Origin of the sequence: Ureibacillus sp. MALMAid1270 (genome assembly GCF_049202975.1) — a bacterium.
Lineage (GTDB): Bacteria > Bacillota > Bacilli > Bacillales_A > Planococcaceae > Ureibacillus.
Window position 1 is genome coordinate 1 of record NZ_JBMIRP010000074.1, and the last position, 11389, is coordinate 11389.

The window sequence follows — 11389 nt, forward strand, 5'->3', positions numbered from 1 at the left end:
GCATAAAATTACCCCCAGTTTGGTTTGGTTTCTAGTTAATTCCATTATACCAAATGTTGGGGGTTTTTTGTCTTTTAATAGACTACATAATTATCTACCATTATTTAGGTGATGTTTTTCAGTGCCTTCTTACTGTCCCCAATGTCCCACTATTGACATCTAGCAAATAAGTGCTAGAATGATAAAGCGACTTTGTTGCGTTGAAGCGTTGAAGCACAAAATTATAACATCTAGGAGTAAGCATATGTTTTCTATTGAGGTAAAATCAAAACCGTCAGTATTTGAAGCATTATTCATTGTACTAATAGTGATTTCAATCATCTCTATTGCGATAGGTAAGCTTGGTAGTGTGCCACATATCCCTATTCTTTTATCTATTATTCTTTTGATTTTTTATGGCTTGTTAAAACGGGTTCCATTTAAAGTGTTGGAAGAAAGTATGAGATCTGGAGCCATTTCAGGAATAGGAGCTATTTATATATTCTTTTTAATAGGTATACTGATTAGTAGCTGGATTGTTAGTGGTACAATACCAACTCTTTTGTATATAGGTTTTTCTCTCGTATCTGCTAGTTTCTTTTATGCCATTGTATTTATCATTACAGCAATTATCGGTACAGCAATTGGTAGTTCATTGACGACTGTAGCCACGATTGGGGTTGCTTTTGTAAGTATCGCAGGAGCCATTGATGCATCCATGGCATTGACGGCTGGTGCTATTGTATCCGGTGCGTTTTTTGGCGATAAAATGTCTCCGTTGTCAGATACAACAAATTTAGCTGCAAGTATCGTCAATATTGATTTATTTGAACATATTAAAAATATGAGTTGGACAACTGTTCCTGCGTTTTTAATTAGCTGTGTACTATATGCTGTTTTATCCCCATCAGTTGAAGGTGTAAATAATACGACCATTGCTTTCTATCAAACTAGTTTACTAGATACAAATTTTGTGCATTGGTATGCGATATTGCCACTCTTAGTCTTGATTGTTTGCACAATCAAGAAAGTGCCAGCATTTTTAACACTTATTGTTAGTTCCCTTGTAGCACTTTGCTTATCAATATTTCATACATCTCTATCAGTTAGTGATTACAGCGCAATTTTATATAGCGGATATGTTTCTGAAACAGGGGTTGAAGTAATTGATTCACTCTTAACTCGTGGTGGTATTAATAGTATGTTCTTTACAATTATGCTTGTGGTGCTTAGCCTCAGCATGGGTGGGTTATTGTTTGCTTTAGGTATTATTCAAACTTTGCTTAGTAAAATTGAAAGTTTACTAAAATCAGTTGGTGCATTGATAACAGGGACGGCCTTTACTGCAATTGGTATTAATATTGTAGTTGGAGAGCAGTATTTATCGATTTTATTAACAGGGGAAGCCTATAAGCAACAATATAGAGAACTAAGCTTACAACCGAAAAATTTAAGCCGGGTAATGGAAGATGCGGGTACAGTTGTGAATCCACTTGTGCCTTGGAGTGTATGTGGTTTATTTATTGCCTTGATGCTTGACGTTTCCGTAATAGACTATTTGCCTTTTGCGTTCTTTTGCTTACTAAGCCCAATCCTTACCATCGTATTTGGATGGTTAAATCTTACAATATCCAAAAATTAAACATACTTACAGTAGTACAAGCCAAGGCCATGGTTTGTACTACTTTTTTTGTAGTTGAAATAAAGGATGTCGACCAGCCAATGGAGTCAGTCGGTGATGAAAGAAGGATTAACGCCTATTTTGGTGAACTTATTGTACTAAAGTGGCAATTTGTTTTGGTGGTATCTATTATCTCTATTCTTGTTATTTGTCCTTCCTATTCAATGGCAACATCAATGCCTTGTAGTATGGTTTTGGAACCAATTGATAAGAAACTTATAAATGCGAAAGGTGTAGCATTGTTTTATAAAGTGCAGTTGCGTCCGCCAAGTTTTGCACGAACTAATATAAGTATTCTTGGGGTACACCTTCCTGAACCATCCTCTTTTGGGGATTACGATAGCTATGAAGGTTTTGCTTTTATACCAGACGAAATTAGTTGGCGTTTTAAACTTAACCCTTCCTCAGAAAATAATAGTCCAACTTGGGCTGGTAAATTTGATGAAATTACAGCGGAACTGGAAAATGTAGAAGTTGAGGTGCGTCTTTCTAATTCAAAGTCTGAAAAGTTAGGACCAAGTATTTTGAGAAATAATATAAAAAACTGTAAATAATTATTGATCCGAGTGGAGAAAGAAAATAAAAAAGAGCCTGCACCATTTTAATACTAAGATGCAGGCTCTATATATGATTAGGGTTAATCTTTTTTAGACTTTTCAATTTCATTTGCTTTTTGTTTTAACCAAAAATCTGATGGTGTATAACCAATTAGAGAATAATCAAGTTCTGCTCCATTCGTTGCTAACTGTATTAATAAAAACTTCTCTTTATTACTGGGGTTTAAGTCGCCTGTTTTAATACTAATAACCTCAACACCTGTTCGTTTTGGTGTTCCCACAATAACCACTTGATTTCCCTTCGTATAGACGTCTGTAATATCGGTTTGAAAGATTACGATATATAGGTCAAGGTCTGTTTCATTCATTTCAGTATTAAAAGCTATACCCACACTGTGCTGAAAATCATATTCAGCAGAAATTCCTATGGCGTAAAAAGGGAACATGCGGTGTAGAGAATAAAATATTCGAGAGGGAATATAGCTCCATCTCCCATACGTACTATGCCAATGTTCTTCATATAATGGCCTAATATAGTCAGGTTCACTTTTTATTATTTTAAAAGGAATTTTTGTTCCTTTTTTTAATACTTCTGAAATGGGGAGGGTATCTGTTGGGAAATGCTCCTCAGAAACTTTTTCAAATGGAAATGGTGAATCAAGAATAGTAGTAGGTTCAGGTGGTTCTAGGTTTTCCAAACGATGTTCTAATTCCTGAATTCGAGATTGTTCGCCTTGATTACTTGTTTGCAGTAATGATGGATTCATAATAGTCGATTTTGCATCTGTTGGCTTATTATAAAAAACAAAGCAAAATAGGATGGATAAACAAATCGTATAACTAATTTTAGCCGTTCTCAATGTACTCACCTCACTTTATTATCTACGTCTACGAGAGAGTTATGCGGGTAGGTACGGTCGATCCAAATTAAGAATAATATTTATTTACAGGTATGTTCCTATTTCTCGAGTAAATAATATATCATCGGAAATTCCTGTAAGCGTTAATAGCCCCCATCTTACTTTAATGGGAGCTTGTTGTATCATTTATGAAAAATCGTACTACATCATTTTAGCCTATTGGCGCTTCTTAGTTTTCTTATTATTAAGTATCTCTGCAGCTGTTAAGGGTTCATTTGCAAATTCATGATCAAACTCCCTTGATAATTTCTTCTTTACTGCTTGTTTGTCAAGTGGTGTCTTTTGTATGCATTTTAATAAAATCTGATGGTAATTGTTTTGTTTGAAAATACAATAAATAGGAAGTTTTCGGGGATAATGAACTAAAGAAAATTGAGGAGAATCAGAAATGAAAACAATTCTTTTTAACCTTATCTTCGTTTTAGTAATTCTTCCTTCACAAACACACGCTGAAAATAAAATTGAAGAGTTGCCGCTTTGTTCAGCAATACTTGAACCAACAAAAAATGCACCTAAAAATGCCAGAGGAGTAGCACTAATTTATAATATTGAAAGAAAGTTTAATGATGAGCGGACGAGTCTTAGTGTTCATACACTTCATTTACCCAAACCAACTAGTTTTGGGGACTATCATGGTTATGAAGTTATTGCCTATATTCCAGAGGAAATAAGTTGGATTTTCTCTTTGTCTCCTTTAACTAAATACGGAGTCACTTCTTGGAGTGGGAATTTGGATGAAGTTTCTCCTATAATGCGTCCTACTCATATTAAAGTTCGCACAGTTAATACAACGACAAAGAAAACGGGTCCAATTGTACTTGAAAAAACACTTAAAACTTGTTGACCTAATAAAGGCATGAATCCAAGAAGGGTTTGATGTCTTTTTTTGTTGAGGTTATTGAAATAAAATGGGCTGGTTTGTGAAAGAAATAAATATGTAAGTTAGCTGTTTAAAGATAAATATATGCAAATTTATCAAAGTAGCCTTTTAGAGTACTATTCCCCTAACTTTGCTCATTATCTTTATTATAGAGAATTTTCTCTTGAAGTTATGTTTTAGATTCTAAGTTCTATGATGGAGAAAGAAGGTTAATATAAAAGGGGGAAAATGAAATTAGTACTGATATTAAGAATAATAACAAAGGTATGGTATCACTGATTTTTGGTATTCTTTCAATTGTTACTTCTTTGGTCGCGGTAGGATTTTTACTTGGGATTGTTGGGTTAATATTTGGTGTAATAGGGTTAGAACAAATGAACCGTTTTAAACAAAGTGGAAAATTAGAAGCTGCAGCAGGTATTATTTGTTGTTTACTTGGAGTATTCCTAACAATAAAGTCATCTATCTCACTAATGCTTCTAGCATAAGAATAAGGCATTTCTAATTGAAGAAATGCCTCTATATTTTTGAATTAAGAATAGTATATAGTTGTTTTATATAAATCGTGTAGCAATTAACGCAATTGCAATAATCATATTAGGCAAACCGATCATCATAATTTTATTAGTTAAGGAGTGTCTTTTTTTTCTATCCTCTCGATCTTCAGATGTAAGATTTCTCGCCATTCGATCCCCATCTACAAATGCTCCTGAGAATATCGCACAAATCACTAGGGCTACTAAACTGATACCACCTGTTATTTGTAACAGTAAGTTCCAATCGCTTAAAGCAAATGCAATAATTATTGCAAGTATTGAAAGTGTACATCCTGCAAGTAAATATCCCATTTACATCCCCCCATAATTAAATGTATACACCCCTTAATAACAGTATAACCAACCTCCCGATATTTGGAAAATCATTTCATTCGTTAATAAAGGCTGAATTGGTATTTATATGATTACTTAGTGGATTTTTGGTATAATTTAGGTAATGTAATTAAGGTAAAAATCAATTTGGGGAATTTATTTTTGCTAGGGGATCTTGTTTATAGGGGGAGATGGAATGAAGTACTTTTTATTATTTATTGGAATGTTAATAATAGTTATTAGATTTCATTGGTATGTTCGTAATAAAAAAATTAAATGTAATTTATTGAGATATAGTGTATTTAGTATTGTATCTAGTTTGATTTTAGCTATTCTTCACATGAATGCGTACGATATGTTTGATGATGGAGTTATTAGTAAAGATGAGTGGGTTAGTCTATCAGCCTATTTTACTGCTTATATGTTGATCGCTATTTTTTATCCGATTTTGAGAAATACGATTGACAAGAATAGTAATTAACTGAAAGCCACAGATGTAAAACTGTTTATTAGACTAGGGGGCTCTAAAATGACAAAAAAGATTAACAGTAATGTCTTTTTTGTTGAAGTTATGAATCTACAGGGGTCAGATTTGTAAGGGGAGGGAATAAATTTGAAAGTTATTATAAGTATTTTTATATATCTAATAATTCTTTTTGCAGCTGCAACATTGTTATTTATTTCGTTGAATTCAATATGGGAAACTAGTGAACCGATGATTGCTTATCTATTATCTTTAATAATTATTTATTTTATTTTGAACACAATTGGTGATATTAGTAAACGTGATAAGGGAATCTGATATTCAATTAGTTGAAAACGATGAAAAATGTTTTTTCTATAATAAGCGCAGATAAAATCTTGTAAAAAGAACGTAACGGAGGAAAGAACTAACAAGGAGATTAATACCCTTTGTCAGCATAAGGGAAGTAGCATAATTTTTTGTAATTAACCATAGGGGATATATGGAGATGACAAAATTCACTTTTTGGGGGGAGATTGTTTGAAGAAATTAATTGTTTTATTAGTAACAATAATGCTTTTAACAGCTTGTTCAGAAACGACTAATGGTTATAAGTTTAATGGAGAAAGTGAACATTGGGAAGCGGAATACTCCTATAATGAAAAAGTGAAATGGATGGGTGAGGATACAGATAGTTATGAGTTCAAATTGCAATATAAAGATTCTTTAGAAGAGATGTCATCATTACAAAAAATTGAGTACTGTTTTGAAACTCATATTAAGAAAGTGTGTGAATCTGAAGAGTACACAGAACCTCCATCAACAGTAATATTTACGGGGAGTTCAAAAGGTGGGGCAAAAGTGTACGAAGATGAAGTGATAAAAGTTAAAGTAAAATGGGATGACTTTGAAGAATCATTTGAACTTCATAATAATAGTAAGTAACTATTTTTAACGGACTGTGCGATTGTTAAGCAAATAGCAATCGCTTTTTGTGTTATTAAAGATGGATAGATAATAGCATTTAGGGCACTTTACTTTAAAAAAGGAGAAACCTAAATGAAAAATCCATTATTAAATAATTTAAATATGTTAATAATTTTGTGCAGTCTTTCATTGTTATTTGTAAATCCTGTTTACTCGCAAACTACACCTTCAGGTAAAGCAGAATATTTATATCCTTCAAACAAGGAAAAAGTTTTTGATGAAACTGTAGATGAATTTTACCAAGCATTAAGAATCTTAAAATATCCAGTACATCAGAAGTGGTATCAAAAGTATAAGCAAGAGAGTGAGGAACAACAAAGACATATGGATACTGTTCTTTTTAAAGAAATGCCTGATGCAACAGTAAATATTAGAAAAAAGTTATTGTTTAGTGAGGTAGAAGGATTAAATTATATAACTTGGGATGGTTATATTCTTCGTACCTACCCTGATATAGATATTAATTACCATCAAACAGTTAGCCCCGATAGGCAAATATATTTCTTTTATTCCTTTAAAGACACAGATAAAGAATTTAGAGGGAGATATGCAATTTATGATGTTGAAACAAAAGAAATCTTAGCAGCTGGAAATACTTATATGCCAAAGTCTTCTATGTACAAGTAATATTTTCGATAAAGCGTATTGAAAATACTCAATTCCATTAGGGATTGGGTTTTTTCATTTTTAACCCAATTTAAAGGTTAATTTAACAAAATATTAAAAAATATGGTATTGTGATATTGAAGGAAAATTATAGGAATTTTATCACCAAGAGTTGGAAAAATAATTTGGGGGTTGCTTATGAAATATCTTAAAAAATTTACTTTTTGGTTACCTCTTTTAAGTTTGGCACTCATTGTATTTGAGTTGATATTTCAACCAGTAAAACATCCTTGGATGGCGATTGACCCAATATACACATTTTTATACTCATATTTACACTCTGTACTGCCAGATAACCAAAGTATAATTTTTGCTTTAGGGTTACATTTTCTATTAGCCATATTATACGGGTTACTTTTAGATAGATATTTACCGAAACTCAGAGAAAAATTGATTTAATTAGATCAGTATGAATCAGGAGATTATAAATTAACAGATTAATAATTAATGAAGGTGATTTTATGTTTGGAACATTCTTTAGTTATTTTATTATCTTTTTTATTATTGCGAGAATTATTAGTCATACAGCTAAGATAAATTGGATGCCAACATTAAAAACAACACCAAAACATGATGCAATATTATCATTAATTTTTTCTTTAATTGTTGTTGGTGTATTAACACTTAGTGGCTTTAGTTAAAGTGCTGAAACCTAATCAATTTTATGGTGACTAATCAAAAAAGGGGGTTATAGTATTTTAAAAAATAATTTTTTACTACTCTCACTTTTAGTTATATTTTTGGGAGGATGTTCAAACAGTATTTTTGAAAATGAGACTAAGATTACAAGTATTGAGATTTTGAAATTCGAAAGTACTTCACCAAGTCCAGAAGAATTTAGAGAGCAAGTAGGTGAGGTTATTTCAGTAATTAATTCGAATGAGGAAATAAAGCGAATTATTAATTCCATTGAAAGAGCTAAACAAGAAAGTACCGAAAGCATGAATATCGCATTGCCAAATTATTTAATGATATTTAAAGAAAACGAAGATGTAATATTAACCCTTGGCTACTATCCCAATATTAGTAATGAAAATGATGAATTTCTTGATTTAGATCAAGAGAAAATTTATAAAACTAAGGCATTGAACTTACTGAACTAAATGAGAGGTTAGTTGAACAATCTGGCGCTATTGTTGTGTAATACAAGGAGGATTTCATGAAAAGAATTTTTCTATTTGTATTTTTAGGTGTAGGGTTTATTTTAACCGGGTGTTCTAATGATTTAGACAATGATATTACAAATGAACTGAAAATAGGTGTTATAGGTAAAATACCTAATATAATAGAAGATAATGTAGAATTTATTCCTGCAACATTTAACGATATCACTGCTAACCACCAATATGATGCATTTTTTATTATGGAAGATTCTTTAAGCGAAGCAGCTGAAATCGAAAAAATTAACAGATTTAAAGAAAGTAAAAGTTATATTTTTTTCGTTGGTTCCAAAGCGCATTATTTTCCTTTTATAGAACATGCGAACTCAGTTACGTATGAAGAATATTCGAAAAGAATTAATGATCATCAATCGTATATTTCGGGAATTCGCTATGTAAATGATGTGGGAGAATTTGTTGGGTACACAGCTAATTTACAATCATTTAATGAGAAAGATAAGTTAGAAGCGTATTTAACAACATTTGAATATATTAATAAAAATAAATAGTGCCGAAAAAGCATTTATTAAACAAAACTCGATTCCATTAGGGATTGAGTTTTGTTTCTTTTTATCCAGAAAATAAGGGTGATTTAACAAAATATTGAAAAATATGGTATCGTTATATATATAGATTCGTGAAGCTCATAATTCGACTATTCTGGATACTTTACGAGGAGGTAATTGTAAATGAATTTTACTGGGGATCAAGTAGCAATAATAGGTTCATTGTTTACTATTATACCAATTTTATTAGTAGCTTTACTAATCAGATGGGTTCGAATCATACGGGTAAATAGTGAAATTCAAATCGAACAAAACAAAGAGATCATTGCTTTACTAAAAGAACTGAATATGAATAATGAAGGCAAATGAAGTCTTCTTCTTCAACTGCAGGGGCAGGTTAATTCAATAAAGGAGAGACAAAAATATGGCAATCAGCTTCGTTCTATTGGCTATAATAGTTTTTCTTTTCGGAATTCTTACTCCAGTAACGGTCAATGTTAAAAGTTAAGTTATCATTACAAATAGTAAAATAGCCTTTTTAAATAGGGTTCTTTTATTCATGATACTAGCTGTCAATCGAGGCAGCATTTTATTGCAGTAACGAAGGCGTTGATCCGAGAAGGATAAATGTCTTTTTTATTGTACTTATTGAAATACCGGGATAGATTAGAGTGAAATTATCGCTTAAATAAAGCAACCCGTTCTAAGATAGAACGGGTTAACTTTTCCTGAGATTAAAATTCATTTGATATGACTTCATCTGCCAGCTATGTTGAGTCTTTCTCCATCCATAAAACTGCATCTCTTTTATTCATCATATAAATCATTTTAATTACCACCTTTCATGTTTTTTTTATAAACAAAATTAAAACTGACGGAAATAATTTTCTATTTTTCTTCGGTTCTCTTCAAAGATTTTCTTTACATTTTCATTATGAAGTGCTTTCTCAAGAGAGAACTCACGTTTTGTAATAGTGATTTTTAGAGAAAAAATATTAAGTGTCATATAGTAACACCTCCTTAAATAAACAAAAATTAATAATGGCGAATAAAGTTACCTACCTTACTTCGGTTCTCTTCAAAGATTTTAATCGCATTTTCATTATGAAGAGCTTTTTCTAGAGAGAATTCACGTTTTGTAATAGTGATCTTTAGTGAAAAAATGTTTAGTGTCATATTGTTACACCTCCTTAAATAAACAAAATTAATAATGGCGTATAAAGTTTTTTACCTTACTACGGTTCTCTTCAAAGAATCTTATCGCCTTTTCATTTTGAAGAGCTTTCTCAAGAGAGAACTCACGTTTTGTAATAGTGATCCTGAAAGAAAAAATGTTTACTGTCATTTAATAACACCTCCTTAAATTACCCAGAAAATGAAAAAACCGCAGAGAGAAGACTCCCTACGGCAAAATGGCACAAAAAGGCACAAAAATACCGCAGGGCACAATTCTCCCTGCGGTATGGGTATGCTTAATTATAAAAAAACCTTAAGCGATCCATTCCGATCTGGTCGAATGTGTGTGTTTCATATTTAATGAAGTTGTAACTACTAGTGAAATATTAACGATAATGATCATTTCATTCGACCTCCTTAAGAATTTTTTGGTTACTTTGTAAGTATATACATCTTCAAGTTGTTTGTAAACATTTTTTACCAAGATTTTTTAATTATTCCAATGTATACAATTTAAAGGTAAAGATAAAGGAAACAAGGGACATTGGGGACTTTCACAAGATGTATTAGATCAGTTTGATAAAGATATGCAGACACATACTTATGATGAGCGAAATAATTTAATGGATTGGTTAATGGCTAATCAGCTCATGAAAGATAAGAAGTTAATAGCATTGATGGAGTCATGGGAAAACAGTCCATCTGCTCTTCAAAGACGAGCTTTCTGGTACTATCAAGGGCGTTTGAGATGGACTGGACAAACACCGCCTGATAACACCGAATACTTACTATCTCAGATAGAAGCTAATATTGCGCAGGAAGAACCAGAAGTTCAATGGGCTATGAATTTCAACGCATGCTGGATTGGTGTTTATGATGAAAAGTATCGTGAACGTTGTATCAAGATTGGTGAGAAAACTGGCCTTTACAAAGATGAAAAAGTACCACGAGGGTGTACACCAAGCTATATACCGGAGTTCATTAAGATTGAGGTTAATAAACGAAAATAAAATATTTGCCTAGATAATGAGTTGTTTATTCCTTTAGTGTAAATAATAAAATTAAATCATTCAATTAGCCTCCACCTAATTTGATGGAGGCTTTAATCATTTTAGCTTTATTGGCGCTTCTTCGTTTTCTTATTATTAAGTTTCTGTACCTCTGTCAAGGGTTCATTTGCAAATTCATGATCAAACTCCCTTGATAAGTTCTTTCTTACTGCAAGCTTATCACTAACTGTATTACTTACATTACTCTTTCTGTTTTTAGTCACAAAAGCCACCTCCATGATTTTAGTTTGCCACGTGGTGTCCTTAGTATGCATTTTAAACTTTGGGTAATTGTATTGTGTTGTCGTTGTTTGGCAACAAGTAAAATATAAATTTTAACATCAAAAAGTTGTTGATGTATAAATGCTAACTTAAGAATGTACAGTATTGATTGTTTAAGTATGTACAGTTTCGACAATAAGATACATAATATTCCTGAGGTGGGATGTTATGTATATGCAAATTAACGTAAATACAAATATTGAAATTAACACTC

General features: G+C 31.8%; 20 protein-coding genes and 1 pseudogene. 14 read left to right on the plus strand and 7 right to left on the minus strand.

Annotated elements, in window-relative coordinates:
- The first annotated feature begins 244 nt into the window (after window positions 1-244).
- Together nhaC and ACOQFO_RS09525 are read left to right on the plus strand one after the other, a co-directional pair.
- On the plus strand, window positions 245-1621 hold the full coding sequence (gene nhaC / locus ACOQFO_RS09520) for a Na+/H+ antiporter NhaC (RefSeq protein ID WP_421689447.1): 1377 nt from the start codon (window positions 245-247) through the stop codon (window positions 1619-1621).
- Window positions 1622-1701: 80 nt separating this feature from the next.
- Window positions 1702-2214: a hypothetical protein gene (locus ACOQFO_RS09525; RefSeq protein ID WP_421689448.1), complete on the plus strand. Its 513-nt coding sequence runs from the start codon at window positions 1702-1704 to the stop codon at window positions 2212-2214.
- Between the two features lie 83 nt (window positions 2215-2297).
- Here ACOQFO_RS09525 and ACOQFO_RS09530 read toward each other — a convergent pair whose 3' ends face one another.
- On the minus strand, window positions 2298-3077 hold the full coding sequence (locus ACOQFO_RS09530) for a hypothetical protein (protein ID WP_421689449.1): 780 nt from the start codon (window positions 3075-3077) through the stop codon (window positions 2298-2300).
- Window positions 3078-3293: 216 nt separating this feature from the next.
- A complete protein-coding gene (sspO, locus tag ACOQFO_RS09535) occupies window positions 3294-3440 on the minus strand; it encodes a small acid-soluble spore protein O (RefSeq protein ID WP_421689467.1) in 147 nt (48 codons plus the stop codon).
- A gap of 85 nt (window positions 3441-3525) precedes the next feature.
- Here sspO (ACOQFO_RS09535) and ACOQFO_RS09540 point away from each other — a divergent pair, with 85 nt between their 5' ends.
- Together ACOQFO_RS09540 and ACOQFO_RS09545 are read left to right on the plus strand one after the other, a co-directional pair.
- The gene (locus ACOQFO_RS09540; protein ID WP_421689450.1) at window positions 3526-3981 is read left to right on the plus strand and encodes a hypothetical protein; all 456 of its coding nucleotides are present in this window, start codon (window positions 3526-3528) and stop codon (window positions 3979-3981) included.
- 302 nt (window positions 3982-4283) lie between these two features.
- Complete coding sequence (locus tag ACOQFO_RS09545; RefSeq protein WP_421689451.1) at window positions 4284-4505, plus strand: DUF4190 domain-containing protein; 222 nt, start codon at window positions 4284-4286, stop codon at window positions 4503-4505.
- A gap of 66 nt (window positions 4506-4571) precedes the next feature.
- On the opposite strand, the gene ACOQFO_RS09550 is transcribed toward ACOQFO_RS09545, so the two are convergent.
- A complete protein-coding gene (locus ACOQFO_RS09550) occupies window positions 4572-4865 on the minus strand; it encodes a DUF5316 domain-containing protein (RefSeq protein ID WP_421689452.1) in 294 nt (97 codons plus the stop codon).
- A 217-nt stretch (window positions 4866-5082) separates the two neighbouring features.
- Here ACOQFO_RS09550 and ACOQFO_RS09555 point away from each other — a divergent pair, with 217 nt between their 5' ends.
- From ACOQFO_RS09555 to ACOQFO_RS09595, 9 genes are all read left to right on the plus strand, one after another.
- Complete coding sequence (locus ACOQFO_RS09555) at window positions 5083-5367, plus strand: hypothetical protein (protein ID WP_421689453.1); 285 nt, start codon at window positions 5083-5085, stop codon at window positions 5365-5367.
- A 132-nt stretch (window positions 5368-5499) separates the two neighbouring features.
- Window positions 5500-5688, plus strand: a complete 189-nt coding sequence (locus ACOQFO_RS09560) for a hypothetical protein (protein WP_421689454.1) — start codon at window positions 5500-5502, stop codon at window positions 5686-5688.
- Window positions 5689-5889: 201 nt separating this feature from the next.
- Complete coding sequence (locus ACOQFO_RS09565; protein WP_421689455.1) at window positions 5890-6294, plus strand: hypothetical protein; 405 nt, start codon at window positions 5890-5892, stop codon at window positions 6292-6294.
- A 114-nt stretch (window positions 6295-6408) separates the two neighbouring features.
- On the plus strand, window positions 6409-6963 hold the full coding sequence (locus ACOQFO_RS09570; RefSeq protein WP_421689456.1) for a hypothetical protein: 555 nt from the start codon (window positions 6409-6411) through the stop codon (window positions 6961-6963).
- Window positions 6964-7140: 177 nt separating this feature from the next.
- Entirely contained in the window at window positions 7141-7401 is a 261-nt protein-coding gene (locus ACOQFO_RS09575; RefSeq protein ID WP_421689457.1) for a hypothetical protein, read from the plus strand.
- A 62-nt stretch (window positions 7402-7463) separates the two neighbouring features.
- A complete protein-coding gene (locus ACOQFO_RS09580; RefSeq protein WP_421689458.1) occupies window positions 7464-7643 on the plus strand; it encodes a hypothetical protein in 180 nt (59 codons plus the stop codon).
- Between the two features lie 159 nt (window positions 7644-7802).
- A complete protein-coding gene (locus ACOQFO_RS09585; RefSeq protein WP_421689459.1) occupies window positions 7803-8105 on the plus strand; it encodes a hypothetical protein in 303 nt (100 codons plus the stop codon).
- 56 nt (window positions 8106-8161) lie between these two features.
- On the plus strand, window positions 8162-8671 hold the full coding sequence (locus ACOQFO_RS09590) for a hypothetical protein (protein WP_421689460.1): 510 nt from the start codon (window positions 8162-8164) through the stop codon (window positions 8669-8671).
- A gap of 180 nt (window positions 8672-8851) precedes the next feature.
- The gene (locus ACOQFO_RS09595; RefSeq protein ID WP_421689461.1) at window positions 8852-9037 is read left to right on the plus strand and encodes a hypothetical protein; all 186 of its coding nucleotides are present in this window, start codon (window positions 8852-8854) and stop codon (window positions 9035-9037) included.
- A 496-nt stretch (window positions 9038-9533) separates the two neighbouring features.
- On the opposite strand, the gene ACOQFO_RS09600 is transcribed toward ACOQFO_RS09595, so the two are convergent.
- From ACOQFO_RS09600 to ACOQFO_RS09610, 3 genes are read right to left on the minus strand one after another with little or no spacing between them, the layout of a single operon-like run.
- Complete coding sequence (locus ACOQFO_RS09600) at window positions 9534-9674, minus strand: YrzI family small protein (RefSeq protein ID WP_421689462.1); 141 nt, start codon at window positions 9672-9674, stop codon at window positions 9534-9536.
- Window positions 9675-9703: 29 nt separating this feature from the next.
- The gene (locus tag ACOQFO_RS09605) at window positions 9704-9844 is read right to left on the minus strand and encodes a YrzI family small protein (RefSeq protein ID WP_421689464.1); all 141 of its coding nucleotides are present in this window, start codon (window positions 9842-9844) and stop codon (window positions 9704-9706) included.
- 28 nt (window positions 9845-9872) lie between these two features.
- Window positions 9873-10013, minus strand: a complete 141-nt coding sequence (locus ACOQFO_RS09610) for a YrzI family small protein (RefSeq protein ID WP_421689465.1) — start codon at window positions 10011-10013, stop codon at window positions 9873-9875.
- Between the two features lie 382 nt (window positions 10014-10395).
- Between ACOQFO_RS09610 and ACOQFO_RS09615 the strand changes: the two are divergent.
- Window positions 10396-10854: pseudogene (locus tag ACOQFO_RS09615) on the plus strand (DNA alkylation repair protein); the annotation flags it as partial.
- 107 nt (window positions 10855-10961) lie between these two features.
- Here the strand turns inward: ACOQFO_RS09615 and sspO (ACOQFO_RS09620) are convergent.
- Entirely contained in the window at window positions 10962-11117 is a 156-nt protein-coding gene (sspO, locus tag ACOQFO_RS09620) for a small acid-soluble spore protein O (protein WP_421689466.1), read from the minus strand.
- Window positions 11118-11389: the final 272 nt, after the last annotated feature.